Below are 18491 nucleotides of genomic sequence, written 5' to 3' on the forward strand. Positions count from 1 at the left end.
TTTGACCACCCGCGAAATCCCCCTGTTCCTCGATGGCCCCGAAGGCCAACTGGAAGCCCTGCACCTCGCCACGCCCGACGCCAGGGGCGTCGCGCTGATCTGCCATCCGCACCCGCTGTTCGCCGGCACCATGCAGAACAAGGTGGTCGCCACCCTGCAGCGCGCCGCACGGGATGCAGGATACGCCACCTTGCGTTTCAATTTTCGCGGCGTGGGTCAGAGCGCCGGCAGTTATGCCGAAGGCCGCGGTGAGATCGACGACGTGCTGGCCGCCGCGCGCTGGCTGGCCGGGCAACATCCGGAGCTGCCGCTGACGCTGATGGGCTTCTCCTTCGGCTCCTGCGTGGCCGGCAACGCCGCCGAGCGCCTGGAAGAGCAGGGCGCTGAGCTCGCACAACTGCTCATGCTGGCGCCGCCGGTGGAGCGCTTCGACGTCGACCTGCCCGAGCGCTGCCCGCTGACGGTGATCCAGCCCGAAGCCGACGAAGTGGTCACGCCCGAGCGCGTGTATGCCTGGAGCGCCGAGCTGAGCAAGCCTCACGAACTGATCCGCATCCCCGAGTGCAGCCATTTCTTCCACGGCAAGCTGATCGAGCTCAAGGACCTGATACAGGCCCGGCTCGCCTAGCCCGCCAAGCCGCGTTACCATCCGGCCCGCCATTTCAATTGTGTTGATTCCTGGATTCCCATGACGACCCGTATCCTGACCGGCATCACCACCACCGGTACTCCGCACCTGGGCAACTACGCCGGCGCCATCCGCCCGGCCATCGTCGCCAGCCGCGATCCGCAGGCAGATTCCTTCTACTTCCTGGCCGATTACCACGCGCTGATCAAGTGCGATGACCCGGCGCGCATCCAGCGTTCGCGTCTGGAAATCGCCGCCACCTGGCTGGCCTGCGGCCTGGATGCTGACAAGGCGACCTTCTATCGCCAGTCCGATATTCCCGAAATCCCCGAGCTGACCTGGCTGCTCACTTGCGTCAGTGCCAAGGGCCTGCTCAACCGTGCCCACGCCTACAAGGCCTCGGTGGACAAGAACGTCGAGGCCGGCGAAGACCCGGACGCCGGCGTCACCATGGGCCTGTACAGCTACCCGGTGCTGATGGCCGCGGACATCCTGATGTTCAACGCCCACAAGGTGCCGGTCGGCCGCGACCAGATCCAGCACGTGGAGATGGCCCGCGACATCGGCCAGCGCTTCAACCACCTGTTCGGTAACGGCAAGGAGCTGTTCACCCTGCCGGAAGTGGTGATCGAGGAAGACGTGGCGACCCTGCCGGGCCTGGACGGTCGCAAGATGTCCAAGAGCTACGACAACACCATCCCGCTGTTCGGCAGCGCCAAGCAGCTCAAGGACGCCGTCGCGCGCATCGTCACCGACTCCCGCGCGCCGGGCGAGCCGAAGGACCCGGACAACTCCCACCTGTTCACCCTGTACCAGGCCTTCTCCACCCACGAGCAACAGGCTGCGTTCCGCGCCGAACTGCTCGGTGGCCTGGCCTGGGGCGAAGCCAAGCAGCGCCTGTTCGAGCTGCTCGACAACGAACTGGGCGAGGCCCGCGAGCGCTACCACGCGCTGATCACCCGCCCGGCCGACCTGGAGGACATCCTCCTGGCCGGTGCCGCCAAGGCCCGCCGCATCGCCACTCCGTTCCTCGGCGAGCTGCGCGAATCCGTCGGCCTGCGCTCGTTCCGCGAGCAGGTGCAAGTGGCCAGCGAAGGCAAGAAGAAGGCCGCCAAGGCCGCGCGTTTCGTCAGCTTCCGCGAGGACGACGGCTTCCGCTTCCGTCTGCTGGATGCCGCTGGCGAGCAACTGCTGCTGTCCATCGCCTTCGCCGATGGCAAGGCCGCCGGCCAGGTGACCAAGCGCCTGCAGTCCGAGGAACTGGACCTGCACGCCGAGCTGAACGCCTTCAGCGTGCGTCTGGACGGCGAAGCTGTGGCGTACAGCCCGGAGTTCGCCACCGACGCGGAGCGCGACGCCGCCATGCAGCGTCTGCGCGAGGCTCTCGCTCCGCAGGAGTGAGGGTTGGCAGGCCGGTCCGACTACCGGCCAATTGCCAAGCAACGGGGGCGCCGCTAAAGTGTGCGCCCCCGTTTTCGTTGCCTTGCTACCGATCATGACGCCTCTTCAGCGCTACCAGGAAGACCTCAAACGCCCCGATTTCTTCCACGACGCCGCGCAAGCGAACGCCGTGAAGCACCTGCAACGCCTCTACGACGACCTGGTCGCCGCCGATAAAGGCAAGACCGGCCTGTTCGGCAAGCTGCTGGGCAAGAAGTCCCAGGAACCGGTGAAGGGCCTGTACTTCTGGGGCGGCGTCGGCCGCGGCAAGACCTACCTGGTGGATACCTTCTTCGAAGCGCTGCCCTTCAAGCAGAAGATGCGCACGCACTTCCACCGCTTCATGAAGCGCGTCCACGAGGAAATGAAAACCCTCAAGGGCGAGAAGAACCCGCTGACCATCATCGGCAAGCGATTCGCCGACGAGGCCCGGGTGATCTGCTTCGATGAATTCTTCGTCTCCGACATCACCGACGCGATGATCCTCGCGACCCTGCTGGAAGAGCTGTTCAAGAACGGCGTCAGCCTGGTGGCGACCTCCAACATCGTGCCGGACGGCCTGTACAAGGACGGCCTGCAGCGCGCCCGTTTCCTGCCGGCCATCGCCCTGGTCAAGAAGTACACCGAAGTGGTCAACGTCGACAGCGGCGTGGACTACCGCCTGCGCGCCCTGGAACAGGCCGAGCTGTACCACTGGCCGCTGTCCGAGCAGGCCGAGCAGGCCATGACCCGCGACTTCAAGGCGCTGACCCCTGAGTGCGCCGCGGCCACCCGCGATGACGCATTGATGATCGAGAACCGCGAAATCCTCGCGCGCATCACCTGCGATGACGTGGCCTGGTTCGAGTTCCGCGAACTGTGTGACGGCCCGCGCAGCCAGAACGACTACATCGAACTGGCGAAGATCTTCCACGCGATCCTGATTTCCAACGTCGAGCAGATGGGCGTGGCCAAGGACGACATGGCGCGCCGCTTCATCAACCTGGTGGACGAGTTCTACGACCGCAACGTCAAGCTGATCCTCTCCGCCGAGGTAGAGCTCAAGGACCTGTACACCGGTGGCCGCCTGGAGTTCGAATTCCAGCGCACCCTGAGCCGCCTGCTGGAAATGCAGTCCCACGAATACCTGAGCCGCCCGCACCGTCCCTGACGGTTCGGCGAATAAAAAAGGCTGCCTTCGGGCAGCCTTTTTTGTTGTGGTTCTTCTGTAGGAGCGAGCTTGCTCGCGAACATTTCACCGGCAGCTCGGAGGCTGGGCGGTTAGCGAGCAAGCTCGCTCCTGCAAAGCAAGACTCAGCGCTGGGCCATCTCCTGCTGCACCTTCTTCAGCAGTTGCTGGGCATGGGCGACTTCCAGTGCCTCCATGGCGGTGATCGGCTTGATCGCCACGGCCTTCTTCAACTGCTCCAGCGCCTTTTGCTCCTCGTCCTCGCCGTACACATAGCCCAGCGCGTTGGCGTATTCGTAATGGCCGATGGGCAGGTCATCGGCGGCGCGGAAGGAACGGGCGAAGTACTGCTCCATCTTGTCCGCGCTGACCCCGTAGGTCATCTTGCCCACCAGCTTGCCGACCTTGCGGATCACGCCGGCCTCATAGCCGCCGTAGAGCGCCAGGGCGAACGGCTGGTTCGGCTGCCTGGCCAGCAGGGCGTCCAGCTCCTTGGGGATGTCGCTGGTGTAGCCGCGCTTGAGCACCACCGGCACCGGCAGGTCCTCGGCCAGGCGGGCCTTGGCGTAGGCGCGGCCGAACTGGGCGATGGGGTCGGCATTGAGCAGCGGGCCGGCTTCGTCGGTGTAGCTGATCACTTCTTCCAGCAGGCGCTGCTTCTCGTCCTGGCTCGGTGCGAGGAACATCGCGTAGAGCACCTGGGCGAACATGCCTGGCACCTGCCCGCCAACGCCCAGCGCCAGGCCGTCCTTCTTGGCCTGGGCGAAGTCGCCGCGGAACACCTTGCGCCACACGTCCTGCAGCTTCTCGGCGTAGACCTGCGCTTCTTCCGGCTTACCGCTGAAACCGGTGCCGGCTGCGACCGTCTTCTCAAGGGCTTCGGGATGCTTCGTGGCCATGGTCACCACCCAGTCCGCATCCGGGAAGGGATAGTTGCTGCCGAAGCCGCGGGTCAGGCGCGGCCAGGCCTCGCGTAGCTTGTCGCCGCTGTAGTCGAAGGCGCTCTGGTCGTAGGGGAAGGGTTTCCAGGTGTCGTCCGCCACAGCGTTGAGGCTGAAGACGGCCAGCAGGGCAAGCAGAAAGCGGCGCATGGCGATATCCCGTTGGGTTCTTGTTGTCGAAACGGCTCTTGGGAGCGTCAGTCGATCATAGGGCGCACTCGGGGCCCGTGAACCCATCCTAGGGATGGCCTGTTTCAGGCTTCCTTCTGTTCGTACTGGCGCCGGTAATGATTCGGCGACAGCCCGGTGTGCTGCCTGAACAGGCGAGCAAAAAAGCTGGCGTCGTCGTAGCCGACTTCGTAGCTGATGGTCTTGATGCTCTTGCGGCTGGTCGACAACAGGTTGCGCGCGGTCTCGATGCGCAGGCGCTGCAGGTAGTGCAGCGGCTTGTCGCCGGTGGCCGCCTGGAAGCGTCGCATGAAGTTGCGGATGCTCATGCCGTGCTCGCGGGCGACATCCTCGAAGCGGAACTTGTCGCAGAAATGCTCTTCCAGCCAGTGCTGGATCTGCAGGATCGCCGGGTCGTGGTGCAGCTTCTGCCCGCCGAAGCCCAGTCGGCCTGGCGTGTAGGTGCGTTGCACCTCGTAGAGGATGTCGCGGGCTACGCCCTGAGCCACGGCGGCGCCGCAAAAGTGTTCGATCAGGTAGATGTACAGGTCGCGCACCGAGGTCAGGCCGCTGGCGGTGTAGATGTTGTCGGCGTCGGCGATGTGCTTGTCCTGGTTGAGCAGCACCCTGGGGTAGCGCTCGGCGAATTCGCGGAAGAAGCGCCAGTAGGTGGTTGCTTCCTTGCCGTCCAGCAGGCCCGCCTCGGCCAGCCAGAACACCCCGGAGACTTCGCCGCACAGCACGCAGCCGGCCGCATGGCGCTCGCGCAGCCAGGATGTCACCTGCGGGTAGAGGGTCAGCAGTTCATCGAAGTCGCCCCAGAAGGCCGGGAGGATGACCAGCTCCGGTTCGTCCAGGGCGCCGTGTACCGGCAGGAGATCGCCGCTGAAACTCATCACCGGCTGGCCGTCGGGGCTGACGATGCGGGTCTCGAAGCTGGGCTGCAGGCCGAGGCCCTGCTGGCGGCCATGGCGCAGGGCGGCCATGTGGAAGAAGTCCTTGGCCTGCATCAGGGTGGAGCCGAACACGCCATGGGTGGCGAGGATGCTGACGCGGCGCAGCACGCGGGAAGCTGGGTTGGGCATCGGTTCTTGTACTTCTTATGGATGTCTTTGCATGACGCTAAAGCGGTCATGATGCGGCTGGATCGTCTTATTTTTTGGCGAAAGTGTCCAGTGCAGAGCGGTTCGTGCTTGGCCTACAGTCGGCCTTCCAATAATTCCTACAACCGATCCGCAGGTGCACCGCATGATTCCCAGAACCCTGTTCAGTTCCGATCACGAACTGTTCCGCGACAGCGTCCGCAAGTTTCTCGAACAGGAGGCGGTGCCCTTCCACGCCCAGTGGGAAAAGGACGGTCACATCGACCGCAAGCTGTGGAACAAGGCCGGTGAGGCCGGGATGCTCTGCTCGCACCTGCCTGAGGCCTACGGCGGTATGGCGGCGGACTTCCTCTACAGCGCCGTGGTGATCGAGGAGATCGGTCGCCTGGGCCTGACCGGCATCGGCTTCTCGCTGCATTCGGACATCGTCGCGCCCTACATCCTTCACTACGGCAGCGAAGAGCTGAAGCAGCGCTACCTGCCCAAGCTGATTTCCGGCGAGATGGTCTCGGCCATCGCGATGACCGAGCCGGGCGCCGGCTCCGACCTGCAGGGCGTGAAGACCACCGCCGTGCTGGAGGGTGACGAGTACGTGATCAACGGTTCGAAGACCTTCATCACCAACGGCTGGCTGGCCGACCTGGTGATCGTGGTCGCCAAGACCGACCCCAAGGCCGGCGCCAAGGGCACCAGCCTGTTCCTGGTGGAGGCCGGCACGCCGGGTTTCAGCAAGGGCAAGCGCCTGGAAAAGGTCGGCATGAAGGCCCAGGACACCTCCGAGCTGTTCTTCCAGGACGTACGCATCCCCAAGGAAAACCTGCTGGGCAAGGACGGGCAGGGCTTCATCTACCTGATGCAGGAACTGCCTCAGGAGCGCCTGACCGTGGCCCTCGGTGCGCTGGCCTCGGCCGAGGCGGCGCTGAAATGGACGCTGGACTACACCCGCGACCGCAAGGCCTTCGGAAAATCCGTCGCGGACTTCCAGAACACTCGCTTCAAGCTCGCGGAAATGGCCACCGAGATCCAGGTCGGCCGCGTCTTCGTCGACCGCTGCCTGGAGCAGCATCTGGAAGGCAAGCTGGACGTACCCACCGCGGCGATGGCCAAGTACTGGACCACGGACCTGCAGTGCAAGGTGCTCGATGAGTGCGTACAGCTGCACGGTGGTTACGGCTTCATGTGGGAGTACCCGATCGCCCGCGCCTGGGCTGATGCGCGCGTGCAGCGCATCTACGCCGGCACCAACGAGATCATGAAGGAGATCATCGCCCGCGCTTTGTGATGGGCCTGGCCCTCTAGGAGCGAGCTTGCTCGCGAACTGATTCCGCCGGGAAATTCAGCGCTGGACCGTTCGCGAGCAAGCTCGCTCCTACAAGAGCAAAGCGCTACGGTGCCGGGTTCGGCTGGTCCTTGTGGATTGCCTCGATGCCCGCCAGTACCTCGTCGGAGAGCTTCAGCTCGAAGCTGCCGAGGTTGGCTTCCAGTTGTTCGAGGTTGGTCGCGCCGATGATGTTGCTGGTCACGAACGGCCGGCTGGTGACGAAGGCCAGGGCCATCTGCGCCGGGTCCAGGCCATGCTCGCGGGCCAGGGTCACGTAGCGGTCGCAGGCGCTGGCGGTCTGCGGGTTGGTGTAGCGGGTGAAGCGGCTGAACAGGGTGATCCGTGCATTGGCCGGGCGCGCGCCATTGAAGTACTTGCCCGAGAGCATGCCGAAGGCCAGGGGCGAGTAGGCCAGCAGGCCGATCTGCTCGCGGACGGCGATTTCCGCCAGACCTACCTCGAAGCTGCGGTTGAGCAGGTTGTAGGGGTTCTGGATCGACACCGCGCGCGGCCAGCCGCGCTCCTGGGCGATCTGCAGGAAGCGCATGGTGCCCCAGGGCGTCTCGTTGGACAGGCCGACGTGGCGGATCTTACCGGCGCGAACCTGTTCGTCCAGGGCTTCCAGGGTGTCTTCCAGCGCTGTGAAGCTCTCTTCCTTGTGCTGGTAGCCCAGTTGGCCGAAGAAGTTGGTACTGCGTTCAGGCCAGTGCAGCTGGTACAGGTCGATCCAGTCGGTCTGCAGGCGCTTGAGGCTGCCATCCAGTGCCGCAACGATGTTCTTGCGATCGAGTTTCGGCTGGCCGTCGCGGATGTGGCTGATGGAGTTGCCGGGTCCGGCGATCTTGCTGGCCAGTACCCAGTCGGCGCGGTCGCCGCGCTGGGCGAACCAGTTGCCGATGATCTGCTCGGTGCGGCTGTAGGTTTCCGCGCGCGGCGGCACCGGGTACATCTCGGCGGTATCGATGAAATTCAGACCGGCGGCCTTGGCCCGCTCGATCTGGGCGAAGGCCTCGCTTTGCGTGTTCTGCTCGCCCCAGGTCATGGTCCCCAGGCAGAGGGCGCTGACTTTCAGTTCGGTGCGGCCGAGCGGGCGGTACTCCATGCGGGTCTCCTCATGAAAACAAGTGCGTCATACAGTTGAAAATTCTGCCGGAATCTGCATAATTCCGCAGCCTTTCATCGGTGGGGGATGCCAAAGCCTGCCGATTGATACATCTAGTCGTTACGGACGCACACCGACCCGAGCCCCAATTCGTGTCTGTCTTCGGCTGTCCTTGACTTGTCAAGGCAACCACTGTCCAGTAAGATTCGCCGTCTTATTTTCAGGCGGCCCCTGAGGCTATAACGAATGAAAACTTATACCGCGAAACCAGAAACTGTTAAGCGCGACTGGTTCGTCGTCGACGCTGCTGGCCTGACCCTGGGTCGTCTGGCTACCGAGATTGCTACCCGCCTGCGCGGCAAGCACAAGCCGGAATACACCCCGCACGTTGACACCGGCGACTACATCGTCGTCATCAACGCCGAGCAGGTTCGTGTCACTGGCGCCAAAGCTACCGACAAGATGTACTACCATCACTCGGGCTTCCCGGGCGGTATCAAGTCGATCAACTTCGAGAAGCTGATCGCCAAGGCTCCTGAGCGTGTTATCGAGACTGCCGTCAAAGGCATGCTGCCGAAAAACCCGCTGGGTCGCGACATGTACCGCAAGCTGAAAGTGTACAAGGGTGCCAACCACCCGCATACCGCTCAGCAGCCTCAAGAACTGAAGATTTAACGGGATAGCTCATTATGTCGGCGACTCAAAATTACGGCACTGGCCGTCGTAAGACCGCTACCGCTCGCGTCTTCCTGCGTCCGGGTACTGGCAAGATCTCCATCAACAACCGCTCCATCGAGCAGTTCTTCGGTCGTGAGACCGCTCGCATGGTTGTCCGTCAGCCGCTCGAGCTGACCGAGAACACCGAGAAGTTCGATATCTACGTAACCGTCGTTGGCGGTGGCGTAAGCGGTCAAGCTGGTGCGATCCGCCACGGTATCACCCGCGCTCTGATCGAGTACGACGAGACCCTGCGCAGCTCGCTGCGTAAAGCTGGCTACGTCACTCGCGATGCCCGCGAAGTTGAGCGTAAGAAAGTCGGTCTGCGCAAAGCGCGTAAGCGTCCGCAGTACTCCAAGCGTTAATACGACGCTTCGAAAAAAACGCCCAGATCCTTTGGACTGGGCGTTTTTTTATGTCTTCAATAAGTTCGTGCGGCAAGGTGTCGCATCCGCGCAAGCCGCGCGGTGCAAGGGTTTCAGGGGTTGCGTAACAGGCTATTACCTTGTCATCACAAGGGCTTTTCTTTACCATTTGGCGAATTTTTTGCGCGGCTCGAATTTTTACTTAAAAGCCTGATTTGAACAGGCTTGAAGCTGATGGGAGACGACTGAATGAGTAATGACGGCGTGAATGCAGGCCGGCGTCGCTTCCTTGTCGCGGCCACTTCGGTGGTTGGTGCGGCAGGAGCGGTCGGAGCTGCGGTCCCGTTCGTGGGGTCATGGTTCCCCAGTGCCAAGGCGAAGGCCGCTGGCGCGCCGGTTAAGTACAACGTGGCGAAGATCGAGCCGGGCCAGCAGGTCATCGCCGAATGGCGTGGCAAGCCGGTATTCCTGGTGCATCGCACCAAGGAAATGCTCGACGCGCTGCCGACCCTGGATGGGCAACTGGCTGACCCCGAGTCGAAGGCTTCGGACCAGCCTGCCTACGTCGATCCCAAGGTGCGCTCGATCAAGCCTGAACTGGCTGTGATCGTCGGTATCTGCACCCACCTGGGCTGCTCGCCGACCTTCCGCCCGGAAGTCGCTCCCGCGGACCTTGGTCCGGACTGGAAGGGTGGTTACTTCTGCCCGTGCCACGGCTCCCATTACGACCTCGCCGGCCGCGTTTACAAGGGACAGCCCGCGCCCCTGAACCTGCCGATTCCGCCCTATTCGCTTGATGGTGACGAGCTGACCATCGGTGTGGACCAGGAGAAAGCCTGATGAACAAGTTCATGGCTTGGGTCGATGCCCGCTTCCCCGCGACCAAGATGTGGGAAGACCATCTGAGCAAGTATTACGCCCCGAAGAACTTCAACTTCTGGTACTTCTTCGGCTCCCTCGCACTGCTCGTCCTGGTTAACCAGATCCTCACCGGTATCTGGCTGACCATGAGCTTCACCCCGTCGGCCGAAGAAGCTTTCGCGTCCGTCGAGTACATCATGCGAGATGTGGATTACGGCTGGATTATCCGCTACATGCACTCCACTGGTGCATCGGCGTTCTTCGTGGTCGTCTACCTGCACATGTTCCGTGGCCTGCTGTACGGTTCGTACCAGAAGCCGCGCGAGCTGGTGTGGATCTTCGGCATGCTGATCTACCTCGCCCTGATGGCCGAGGCCTTCATGGGCTACCTGCTGCCCTGGGGCCAGATGTCCTACTGGGGTGCCCAGGTGATCATCTCGCTGTTCGGCGCCATTCCGGTCGTCGGCGAAGACCTGGCCCAGTGGATCCGTGGTGACTTCCTGATCTCCGGCATCACCCTGAACCGCTTCTTCGCCCTGCACGTGATCGCGCTGCCGATCGTCCTGCTCGGCCTGGTCGTGCTGCACATCCTGGCGCTGCACGAAGTCGGCTCGAACAACCCCGATGGCGTGGATATCAAGAAGAAGAAGGACGAGAACGGCATCCCGCTGGATGGCATCCCGTTCCACCCGTACTACACCGTGAAAGACATCGTCGGTGTCGTGGTCTTCCTGTTCGTCTTCTGCACCGTGATCTTCTTCTTCCCGGAAATGGGCGGTTTCTTCCTCGAGAAGCCCAACTTCGAGATGGCGAACCAGTTCAAGACCCCCGAGCACATCGCTCCGGTGTGGTACTTCACTCCGTTCTACGCCATCCTGCGCGCCGTTCCGGACAAGCTGATGGGTGTCATCGCCATGGGCGCCGCCATCGCCGTGCTGTTCGTGCTGCCGTGGCTGGACCGTAGCCCGGTTCGCTCGATCCGCTACAAGGGCTGGCTGAGCAAGATCTGGCTGGTGATCTTCGCGGTTTCCTTCGTGATCCTCGGCTACTACGGTTCGCAAGCGCCGTCGCCGCTGGGCACCACGCTGTCCCGCCTGTGCACCATTCTGTATTTCGCCTTCTTCATCCTGATGCCGTTCTACACCCGGATGGAGAAAACCAAACCGGTTCCGGAAAGGGTGACTGGCTGATGAAAAAGCAATTCGCTGCATTTGTTCTGGCTCTGCTGCCTGTCTTCGGCTTCGCCGCCGAAGGTCATGGCCCGGCCCTGGATCGAGTCGATATCGACCTGACCGACAAGGCCGCCATGCAGGATGGCGCGCGTACCTTCGCCAACTACTGCATGGGCTGCCACAGCGCCAAGTTCCAGCGTTATGAGCGTGTTGGCCGTGATCTGGGTATCCCGGAAGAGCTGATGATGAGCCACCTGGTGTTCACCGGTGCGAAGATCGGCGACCACATGGACATCGGCATGAAGCCGGCTGACGCCAAGGCATGGTTTGGTGCTGCGCCGCCGGACCTGACCCTGGTAGCCCGCGTTCGTGGCGCCGACTGGCTGTACACCTACCTGCGTTCGTTCTACGAAGATCCCAAGCGTCCGTGGGGCGTGAACAACAAGATCTTCCCGAACGTCGGCATGCCGAACGTGCTGGTGAGCCTGCAGGGCCGCCAGGTCGTCGGTTGCAAGCAGGTTCAGGTCGTCGAGGATGGCAAGAAGCAGTACGATCCTCTGACCGGTACCCCGCTGACCCACGAGGCCTGCGACCAGCTGACCATCGTGCCGAAGTCCGGCCAGCTGACCGAAGCTCAGTTCGACGAGAAGGTGAAGAATCTGGTGACCTTCCTGGCTTATTCGGCTGACCCGAACAAGCTGGACTCTCACCGCATCGGCACCTACGTCCTGCTGTTCCTGGCCTTCTTCTTCGTATTCGCCTACCTGCTCAAGCGCGAATACTGGAAGGACGTGCACTAAGCACCACCCGTCGTAGTAACAAGCGCGCGCCCTACGGGGCGCGCGTGCGTTTTTCTACCTCCCACAAGAAGATCCTGCGAGGAGGCGCGCGGCATGGCCGCAATCAACAAGCTCACCTGCTTCTCCGACCCTTCCTGCCACTACAGCCACCGCGTGCGCCTGGTGCTGGCCGAGAAGAGCGTCGTCGCCGACATCATCGACGTACCCGCTGGCAACATCCCGGCCAAACTCGCCGAAGTGAACCCCTATGGCAGCCTGCCGACTCTGGTGGATCGCGATCTCGCGCTCTACGAGTCGACGGTGGTCATGGAGTATCTCGATGAACGTTATCCACACCCGCCGCTGCTTCCGGTCTACCCGGTGGCACGCGCCAACAGCCGCCTGCTGATGCACCGCATCCAGCGCGATTGGTGCAGCCTGGTTGACCGCATCCTCGATACCCGCCGCAAGGATGCCGAACGAGCCTTGGCGCGCAAGGAGTTGCGTGAGAGCCTGACAGGAGTGTCGCCGCTGTTCGCCGACAAGGCGTTCTTCCTCAGTGACGAGCTGAGCCTGGTGGATTGCTGCCTGCTGCCGATCCTCTGGCGCCTGCCGCTCCTGGGCATTGAACTGCCGCGGCCGGCGAAGCCTCTGTTGGATTACATGGAGCGGCAGTTTGCGCGAGAAACTTTCCGTGCGAGCCTGTCCTCTATCGAACGTGATATGCGCTAAGGAGCCTGATGATGAACTCCAGTCGTCCCTACCTCGTGCGAGCCCTCTATGAGTGGATCGTCGACAACGGCTGCACGCCGCATATCCTGGTGAATTCCGAGTATCCGGGCGTGCGGGTTCCGCCGGGTTATGCCAGCGACGGCCAGATCGTGCTCAACGTCTCGCCGACCGCAGTGCGCCACCTGCAGATGGACAACGAGGCGGTCAGCTTCGAAGGTCGCTTCGGTGGCGTCGCCCAGAGCCTCTATGTCCCGTCCCAGGCCGTGATGGCCATCTATGCGCGGGAGAACGGCCAGGGCATGGTCTTCGATCTGGAGCCGCCGGTGCCCACCGATGACGAGGAATTGCCCGATGACGGCCCCTCGGACGAGCCGCCGCGCCCCAGTGGTCGGCCGAGTCTCAAGGTGGTGAAGTAATAAAAAAGGCGACCCAAGGGTCGCCTTTTTCATGCCTGCGATCGAGTGATCAGTCGATGTACTCGAACAGGCGGACGATCTTCTGTACGCCGTCCACCCCCTGCACCACCTGCGTGGCCAGGTCGCCTTCCTTGCGGGTGACCAGGCCCAGCATGTAGACGATGCCGTTCTCGGTCAGGACCTTGATGCGAGTGGAGGGCACGTTCGCGTCAGCGAGCATCTGGCTCTTGATCTTGGTGGTCAGCCAGGTGTCGTTGCTGCGGGCAGCCAGGGAGGAGGGCTGCAGGATCTGCAGCTCGTTGTGCACGGTCTTGACCTTCTGCACTTCCTTGGCGGCCTGCTCGGCCTTGTTCTTCAGGTCGGCGCGTGGGGTCTGGCCGGCCAGCAGCACCACGCCGTTGTAGCTGATCACCACGACGTGGGAATTGCGGTCGAGGTCCGCATCGGCCTTGGCGACGTTCACTGCCACCTTGGTTTCGATCAGCGAGTCGTCGATCTTGCTGCCAAGGGTGCGGGTACCCTTGTCATCGTCGATCGGCTTGTCGCGGGTGGCGCTCACGAAGCTCGTGCAGCCACCCAGTGCCATGGTCACGGCCAGTGCGGCTGCGATCAGAGGGGTACGGGTCATTCTTCACTCCCGAACAGTTGACGGTCGATTAGGTCGCACAGGCAATGGATGACCAGCAGGTGGACTTCCTGGATGCGTGCGGTGACCTTGGCCGGAACGCGGATCTCCACGTCTTCGGGCAGCAGCAACGATGCCATGTTGCCGCCGTCGCGGCCGGTCAGAGCTACGACAACCATTTCGCGATCATGTGCGGCCTGGATCGCCTGAATGACGTTCGCCGAGTTGCCGCTGGTGGAAATCGCCAGCAGCACGTCGCCCGGTTGCCCGAGGGCGCGGATCTGCTTGGAGAAGACCTCGTTGTAGCTGTAGTCGTTGGCGATTGAGGTGATGGTGGAGCTGTCGGTGGTCAGGGCGACCGCCGGCAGGCTCGGGCGCTCGCGCTCGAAGCGGTTCAGCAGTTCGGAGGAGAAGTGCTGAGCATCGCCGGCGGAACCGCCGTTGCCGCAGGAGAGAATCTTGCCCTCGTTCAGCAGGGCATTGACCATGACCATGCTGGCCTGCTCGATATGCGGGATGAGCACCTCGGTGGCCTGTTGCTTGGTCTCGATGCTGGCATGGAAGAGCTGGCGGATACGGGATTGCATGTCCATCAGGTGTGACCTTTCGTCGGGCGTCTGATCAGGTGTCAAAAGCGTTGGGAATCCAGTTCAAGTGCCCTGCGGAGCCTGGGGTGCGCGCGTCGATGGCGACGATGTCGAACCGGCAGGGGTGGCTGCTCCAGCGGGCGTTCTGTTGCAGGAAGAGTTCAGCGGAAATGGCCAGGCGTTGACGCTTGCGCATGTCCACGCTCTCCAGCGCCCCACCCCAGGCAGAATGCCGGCGGGAGCGAACTTCGACGAATACTACTGTATCGCCGTCCAGCATGACCAGATCGAGCTCACCTCGGCGGCACGTCCAGTTCTGCGCCAGGAGGCGCAATCCATGCTGTTCCAGATGAGCCAGGGCGGTGGCTTCGGCCTGCCGCCCGGCTTTCTGGGTAGGGCTATTGCCGATCAAATACCGCTGTTCTCCAGCGGCTGGACCTGACCATTCTTGAACTCGGCCCAGGGCAGGCGGCGCTCTACGCGCTGGCTGGCGCTGACGCTCAGGGTGCCGGTCAGGCCATCCACCTGCATGCTCGGCACCGCCTTGAGCTCCGGCAGGCGCGGGGCCAGCTGGTAGGCGTCGGCGCCCATGGCGTACAGGCGGCCGAGGCTGCCGTTGGCGGCCGGCCACTGCGCAGCGACCTGCTGGCGCAGGGTGTTGTTCGGGTTCAGCAGCCAGGGTGTCTCGCAGAACCGGATGCCGTTCAGGTCCTGGTCCTGGGCCGGGTTGTTCACGCCGGTGTACAGGTTGGAGGTGGCGTAGACCGGCAGGTCGCCGGCGTACTGGAAGGCCAGGGTCGGCTTGATCTGGCGGGCCTGTTGCGGAGTGGCGGCGAGGAAGATGAAGTCGATGTCCTGGCGGCGCGATGGCTGGGTGTCGACGCTGCTGTCGAGCACACCTTGCAGGCGCTTGGCGCGGCCTTCGCTCTGGCGCAGTTGCAGCAGGTCGGCGATCTGGCGGGCCAGCTCTACCGGCTGGTCGACGTGCTCGGCAGCGATCAGCGTGCCGCCGGCGGCTTGCCAGTTGCGGCTGAAGGAGGCGAGTACGCGGTCGCCCCACTCACCGCGCGGCACCAGGGCCACGGCGCGGCGCATGCCATCGTTCCAGGCGCGGTTGGCGACTTCGCGCGCCTCGTCCTCGGCGGACAGGCCGAACTGGAACAGCTGGGCCGGACCTTCCTGGTTGCCGTCGGCGTAGTTCAGGGCCAGGGTGGTGATGGGCAGTTGCGGTTGGCTGCTCATCTGCTTGACCAGGTTCTTCTCCAGCGGGCCAACGACCAGCTGCACGCCGTCGGCCTGGGCCTGGCGGTAGAACTCATCCAGCGAGCGCACCTGGGTGCTGTCGTAGAGCTTGATGTCCGGCTGCTGGCCGCCATTGTGCTGGGCCTGGTAGTGGGCGGCGAGGAAACCGTCCTGCAGGGCGCGGGCAACGGAGGCCAGCTGGCCTTGCTGGGGCAGCAGCAGGCCGATCTTGTTCAGCGGCTGGGCAGCCAGGGATTTCAGCTTGGTCAGCGCGTCGGGCAATTGCTTGGCGGCCGGGTGGTCGGGGTTCTGCGCGACCCAGTTGTCGATGTTCGACTGCTGCTCCTTCAAGGTCGAGGAAGACTTGGTGATGCGCGCGAGCTCCAGCCAGCCGTTCAGGTCGCCTTCGTTGCTGCTGGCCTGCATCTGATCCAGGGGCAGGCTGGACACCAGTTTCCAGATTTCCTCGTGGTTGGCCTTGCTCGCCTCTGCATTGAGCAGCGGGTCGATGAACACGCGCTCGCGGGCGGCGCTCAGGGTCTGGCCGTCGGCGGCCAGGGCGAGGGACTTGACCATGCCGGCGCGCGCCTGCAGGTCCACGGGCATTTCGCCCAGACGCTGGAAGCTGGGGTGGTCGAAGGCCTTCAGGGCGGCCTTGGTCTTGTTGCGGGCCAGTTCGAGCTGGGCGCGCAGGGTGCTGGCGAAGACCTGCTGGGCGGGCTTCAGGCTCTCCAGCGGAATCTGGTCGAGGATCTGCGTGGAGCGGCCGAGATCTTTCTGCTTGTAGGCCAGATCGGCGGCGGAAAGGCGCAGGACTGCGGCTTCATCCGGCTTGGCGGTGGAGGCCTGCTGCAGCAGCTGTTCGATGCTGGCGTCCGGGGTGCGCGGCAGTTCGCCGAGATTGGACGACGGGGAGGACGCACAGGCGGCGAGCATGCCGGCCAGGAACAGAGCGGATAGCGGACGCAGGCGAGCGATCATATCGGGCTTCTCGTGACGCATTCAAAGAGCTGCCGATTGTACCCAAGCGACGAGGGTCACGCGATGGCGGCTGCCGGAATCGGGATACAATGCGTCTTTTCCGACACTTCCGGTGAGGTTCTCCCGCGTGACCCTAGGCACTCTCTATGTGGTGGCCACTCCCATTGGCAACCTGGACGACATCAGCGCCCGGGCGCTGAAGGTGCTGGCCGACGTGGCCCTGATCGCGGCCGAAGACACCCGCCACTCCGTGCGCCTGCTGCAGCACTTCGGCATCCAGACGCCGCTGGCAGCCTGCCATGAGCACAACGAGCGAGAGCAGGGCGGGCGCTTCCTCACCAAGCTTCAGGCTGGCGAGGACGTCGCGCTGATCTCCGATGCGGGCACGCCGCTGATTTCCGATCCGGGCTACCACCTGGTGCGCCAGGCGCGCGCGGCAGGCATTGCCGTGGTGCCGGTGCCCGGGGCCTGCGCGCTGATCGCCGCTCTTTCCGCTGCCGGCCTGCCGTCGGATCGTTTCGTCTTCGAAGGCTTCCTGCCCGCCAAGGTCGCCGGTCGCCGTGGGCGCCTGGAGGCGCTGGTGGACGAGCCGCGCACCCTGATCTTCTACGAGGCTCCGCACCGCGTGCTGGAGTGCATCGAGGACATGGCAGGGATCTTTGGCGACGAACGGCCGGCGCTGCTGGCCCGTGAGCTGACCAAGACCTTCGAGACCCTGAAGGGGTTGCCGCTGGGCGAGTTGCGCCAATTCGTGGCAGCCGACAGTAACCAGCAGCGGGGCGAATGCGTGCTGCTGGTGGCCGGCAAACCCGCGCCGGAGGGCGATGAGGCGGTGGATGCGCAGACCCTGCGGGTGCTCGATCTGCTGCTGGCGGAACTGCCGGTCAGGCGTGCCGCAGCGCTTGCCGCGGAGATCACCGGGGCGCGCAAGAACCAGCTTTATCAGCTCGCGCTGGAACGCCAGGGCAAGGCTTGAGCTTGTCCTGAGCGTCGTCAGCCGCTAACCTTGCGGACTGAGAGTCGATTGGACAGTCGCTGTTCCGTGGTGTTCCACCACGGGGTGGAGGAAAGTCCGGGCTCCATAGGGCAGAGTGCCAGGTAACGCCTGGGAGGCGCGAGCCTACGGAAAGTGCCACAGAAAATAACCGCCTAAGCGCGCAAGCGCCGGTAAGGGTGAAAAGGTGCGGTAAGAGCGCACCGCACGGCTGGCAACAGTTCGTGGCTAGGTAAACCCCACTCGGAGCAAGATCAAATAGGAACCCATTGGCGCGGCCCGCGTTGGGTTCGGGTAGATCGCTTGAGGCATGCAGTGATGTATGTCCCAGAGGAATGGCTGTCCTCGACAGAACCCGGCTTACAGATCGACTCTCACCACTTTTCCTCCACTTCCTCCCACATGACCATTTGTCGCTGACCGGAAGAAGTGCAGAACTTAAGAAATCACTTTAAGTATGAAAGCCCAGTGTTTTGAAAACACTGGGCTTTTCTCTTTTCTAGCGCGTCAAATTCCCTCCCCGAACCTCGCAAAAGCACGCTAAATCTCGGTCCTGTAAGGATTTTTCCCCTCCGGCTTACCTTGACGGTGGGGAGCGCGGATTTCTATAGTGTGCGGAAGTGGTATGAAGTGGGTAAAAGTGGGATCAACAGGCATGGATAGCCAACCACAGGGGAAGCGCTGACGTGTTTCGCGGAGCTAACGCCATCAGTCTCGACGCCAAAGGGCGCCTCGCGATGCCGAGTCGGTATCGTGACGAGCTCGTTTCGCGTTGCAATGGCCAGCTCATCGTCACCATCGATGCCGTCGACACCTGCCTCACCGTCTACCCCCTCCCTGAATGGGAACTCATCGAAGCCAAACTGCGCGAGCTGCCCTCGCTGCGTGAAGAAACGCGGCGCCTGCAGCGTTTGCTGATTGGTAATGCCGTTGACCTGGAGCTCGATAGCGCCGGGCGTTTTCTCGTTCCGCCGCGCCTGCGCGAGTACGCCGGCCTGGACAAGAAGGCGATGCTGGTCGGCCAGCTGAACAAGTTCCAGCTGTGGGACGAAGACAAGTGGAATGCGGTTGCCGAGGCCGATCTCGCAGCCATCAAAGAACCCGGCGGCCTGCCGGATGAATTGCGCGACCTTATTCTGTGAGCCTGCC

At 63.2% G+C, this 18491-nt stretch carries 20 protein-coding genes and 1 other RNA gene; 14 read left to right on the forward strand and 7 right to left on the reverse strand.

All coding sequences use genetic code 11. The features are described 5' to 3' along the window. The first annotated feature begins 1 nt into the window (after position 1). The 3 genes from UB43_RS06355 to zapE all read left to right on the forward strand — a co-directional run bounded on the left by UB43_RS06355 (position 2) and on the right by zapE (position 3218). Positions 2–628: an alpha/beta hydrolase gene (locus tag UB43_RS06355; protein WP_045209603.1), complete on the forward strand. Its 627-nt coding sequence runs from the start codon at positions 2–4 to the stop codon at positions 626–628. A 60-nt stretch (positions 629–688) separates the two neighbouring features. Further along, positions 689–2029, forward strand: a complete 1341-nt coding sequence (locus UB43_RS06360) for a tryptophan--tRNA ligase (RefSeq protein WP_045209604.1) — start codon at positions 689–691, stop codon at positions 2027–2029. A gap of 94 nt (positions 2030–2123) precedes the next feature. Next, complete coding sequence (zapE, locus tag UB43_RS06365) at positions 2124–3218, forward strand: cell division protein ZapE (RefSeq protein WP_045209605.1); 1095 nt, start codon at positions 2124–2126, stop codon at positions 3216–3218. Positions 3219–3361: 143 nt separating this feature from the next. On the opposite strand, the gene UB43_RS06370 is transcribed toward zapE, so the two are convergent. After that, positions 3362–4327 (reverse strand): hypothetical protein, encoded by a 966-nt coding sequence (locus tag UB43_RS06370; protein WP_045209606.1) that lies wholly within the window; start codon positions 4325–4327, stop codon positions 3362–3364. Between the two features lie 104 nt (positions 4328–4431). Further along, entirely contained in the window at positions 4432–5331 is a 900-nt protein-coding gene (locus UB43_RS06375; RefSeq protein WP_177329784.1) for a GlxA family transcriptional regulator, read from the reverse strand. A gap of 253 nt (positions 5332–5584) precedes the next feature. Here UB43_RS06375 and UB43_RS06380 point away from each other — a divergent pair, with 253 nt between their 5' ends. After that, a complete protein-coding gene (locus UB43_RS06380) occupies positions 5585–6730 on the forward strand; it encodes an acyl-CoA dehydrogenase family protein (protein WP_177329777.1) in 1146 nt (381 codons plus the stop codon). Between the two features lie 103 nt (positions 6731–6833). Here the strand turns inward: UB43_RS06380 and UB43_RS06385 are convergent, their stop codons facing one another. Next, the gene (locus UB43_RS06385; RefSeq protein WP_045209609.1) at positions 6834–7871 is read right to left on the reverse strand and encodes an NADP(H)-dependent aldo-keto reductase; all 1038 of its coding nucleotides are present in this window, start codon (positions 7869–7871) and stop codon (positions 6834–6836) included. Positions 7872–8117: 246 nt separating this feature from the next. Between UB43_RS06385 and rplM the strand changes: the two genes are divergently transcribed. The 7 genes from rplM (at position 8118) to UB43_RS06420 (ending at position 12913) form a co-directional block, all read left to right on the forward strand. Continuing rightward, positions 8118–8546, forward strand: a complete 429-nt coding sequence (gene rplM / locus UB43_RS06390; RefSeq protein ID WP_015475857.1) for a 50S ribosomal protein L13 — start codon at positions 8118–8120, stop codon at positions 8544–8546. A gap of 14 nt (positions 8547–8560) precedes the next feature. Then, the gene (gene rpsI / locus UB43_RS06395; protein WP_015475858.1) at positions 8561–8953 is read left to right on the forward strand and encodes a 30S ribosomal protein S9; all 393 of its coding nucleotides are present in this window, start codon (positions 8561–8563) and stop codon (positions 8951–8953) included. Positions 8954–9202: 249 nt separating this feature from the next. Continuing rightward, entirely contained in the window at positions 9203–9793 is a 591-nt protein-coding gene (gene petA / locus UB43_RS06400; RefSeq protein ID WP_045209610.1) for a ubiquinol-cytochrome c reductase iron-sulfur subunit, read from the forward strand. Then, positions 9793–11004 carry a cytochrome bc complex cytochrome b subunit gene (locus UB43_RS06405; protein ID WP_045209611.1) on the forward strand — a complete coding sequence of 404 codons (1212 nt, stop codon included), beginning with the start codon at positions 9793–9795 and terminating at the stop codon, positions 11002–11004. The genes petA and UB43_RS06405 overlap by 1 nt, the downstream gene beginning before the upstream one ends. Further along, positions 11004–11786, forward strand: coding sequence for a cytochrome c1 (locus tag UB43_RS06410; RefSeq protein WP_045209612.1), 783 nt, complete (start codon positions 11004–11006; stop codon positions 11784–11786). Before UB43_RS06405 ends, UB43_RS06410 begins: the two co-directional genes overlap by 1 nt. A 93-nt stretch (positions 11787–11879) precedes the next feature. Next, the gene (locus UB43_RS06415; protein ID WP_045209613.1) at positions 11880–12497 is read left to right on the forward strand and encodes a glutathione S-transferase N-terminal domain-containing protein; all 618 of its coding nucleotides are present in this window, start codon (positions 11880–11882) and stop codon (positions 12495–12497) included. Between the two features lie 11 nt (positions 12498–12508). Further along, the gene (locus UB43_RS06420) at positions 12509–12913 is read left to right on the forward strand and encodes a ClpXP protease specificity-enhancing factor (RefSeq protein ID WP_045209614.1); all 405 of its coding nucleotides are present in this window, start codon (positions 12509–12511) and stop codon (positions 12911–12913) included. A gap of 49 nt (positions 12914–12962) precedes the next feature. On the opposite strand, the gene UB43_RS06425 is transcribed toward UB43_RS06420, so the two are convergent. The 4 genes from UB43_RS06425 to UB43_RS06440 are packed head-to-tail and all read right to left on the reverse strand — an operon-like array spanning position 12963 to position 16348. Next, positions 12963–13541, reverse strand: coding sequence for a BON domain-containing protein (locus UB43_RS06425; protein ID WP_045209615.1), 579 nt, complete (start codon positions 13539–13541; stop codon positions 12963–12965). Then, positions 13538–14131, reverse strand: coding sequence for a phosphoheptose isomerase (locus UB43_RS06430; protein WP_017518113.1), 594 nt, complete (start codon positions 14129–14131; stop codon positions 13538–13540). The genes UB43_RS06425 and UB43_RS06430 overlap by 4 nt, the downstream gene beginning before the upstream one ends. Before the next feature lie 28 nt (positions 14132–14159). After that, the gene (locus tag UB43_RS06435; protein ID WP_045209616.1) at positions 14160–14537 is read right to left on the reverse strand and encodes a YraN family protein; all 378 of its coding nucleotides are present in this window, start codon (positions 14535–14537) and stop codon (positions 14160–14162) included. Continuing rightward, positions 14534–16348 (reverse strand): penicillin-binding protein activator, encoded by a 1815-nt coding sequence (locus UB43_RS06440; protein ID WP_045209617.1) that lies wholly within the window; start codon positions 16346–16348, stop codon positions 14534–14536. Before UB43_RS06440 ends, UB43_RS06435 begins: the two co-directional genes overlap by 4 nt. A 127-nt stretch (positions 16349–16475) precedes the next feature. On the opposite strand from UB43_RS06440, the gene rsmI reads away from it, so the two are divergent. From rsmI to mraZ, 3 genes are all read left to right on the forward strand, one after another. Beyond that, positions 16476–17324: a 16S rRNA (cytidine(1402)-2'-O)-methyltransferase gene (gene rsmI / locus UB43_RS06445; RefSeq protein WP_177329778.1), complete on the forward strand. Its 849-nt coding sequence runs from the start codon at positions 16476–16478 to the stop codon at positions 17322–17324. 40 nt (positions 17325–17364) lie between these two features. Continuing rightward, an RNA gene (gene rnpB / locus UB43_RS28810) (RNase P RNA component class A) lies at positions 17365–17721 on the forward strand. A 307-nt stretch (positions 17722–18028) separates the two neighbouring features. Continuing rightward, a complete protein-coding gene (gene mraZ / locus UB43_RS06450) occupies positions 18029–18484 on the forward strand; it encodes a division/cell wall cluster transcriptional repressor MraZ (protein WP_024764056.1) in 456 nt (151 codons plus the stop codon). The last annotated feature ends 7 nt before the right edge of the window (positions 18485–18491 follow it).

Origin of the sequence: Pseudomonas sp. 21, assembly GCF_000955805.1 — a bacterium.
Lineage (GTDB): Bacteria > Pseudomonadota > Gammaproteobacteria > Pseudomonadales > Pseudomonadaceae > Pseudomonas.

Coding starts and splice junctions, on each gene's coding strand:
- rpsI (WP_015475858.1), top strand. CDS start 8,561: ATGTCGGCGACTCAAAATTACGGCACTGGCCGTCGTAAGACCGCTACC.
- UB43_RS06415 (WP_045209613.1), top strand. CDS start 11,880: ATGGCCGCAATCAACAAGCTCACCTGCTTCTCCGACCCTTCCTGCCAC.
- rplM (WP_015475857.1), top strand. CDS start 8,118: ATGAAAACTTATACCGCGAAACCAGAAACTGTTAAGCGCGACTGGTTC.
- UB43_RS06405 (WP_045209611.1), top strand. CDS start 9,793: ATGAACAAGTTCATGGCTTGGGTCGATGCCCGCTTCCCCGCGACCAAG.
- UB43_RS06430 (WP_017518113.1), bottom strand. CDS start 14,131: ATGGACATGCAATCCCGTATCCGCCAGCTCTTCCATGCCAGCATCGAG.
- UB43_RS06440 (WP_045209617.1), bottom strand. CDS start 16,348: ATGATCGCTCGCCTGCGTCCGCTATCCGCTCTGTTCCTGGCCGGCATG.
- petA (WP_045209610.1), top strand. CDS start 9,203: ATGAGTAATGACGGCGTGAATGCAGGCCGGCGTCGCTTCCTTGTCGCG.
- UB43_RS06385 (WP_045209609.1), bottom strand. CDS start 7,871: ATGGAGTACCGCCCGCTCGGCCGCACCGAACTGAAAGTCAGCGCCCTC.
- UB43_RS06420 (WP_045209614.1), top strand. CDS start 12,509: ATGAACTCCAGTCGTCCCTACCTCGTGCGAGCCCTCTATGAGTGGATC.
- UB43_RS06410 (WP_045209612.1), top strand. CDS start 11,004: ATGAAAAAGCAATTCGCTGCATTTGTTCTGGCTCTGCTGCCTGTCTTC.
- UB43_RS06375 (WP_177329784.1), bottom strand. CDS start 5,331: ATGGCCGCCCTGCGCCATGGCCGCCAGCAGGGCCTCGGCCTGCAGCCC.
- UB43_RS06425 (WP_045209615.1), bottom strand. CDS start 13,541: ATGACCCGTACCCCTCTGATCGCAGCCGCACTGGCCGTGACCATGGCA.
- UB43_RS06370 (WP_045209606.1), bottom strand. CDS start 4,327: ATGCGCCGCTTTCTGCTTGCCCTGCTGGCCGTCTTCAGCCTCAACGCT.
- zapE (WP_045209605.1), top strand. CDS start 2,124: ATGACGCCTCTTCAGCGCTACCAGGAAGACCTCAAACGCCCCGATTTC.
- UB43_RS06360 (WP_045209604.1), top strand. CDS start 689: ATGACGACCCGTATCCTGACCGGCATCACCACCACCGGTACTCCGCAC.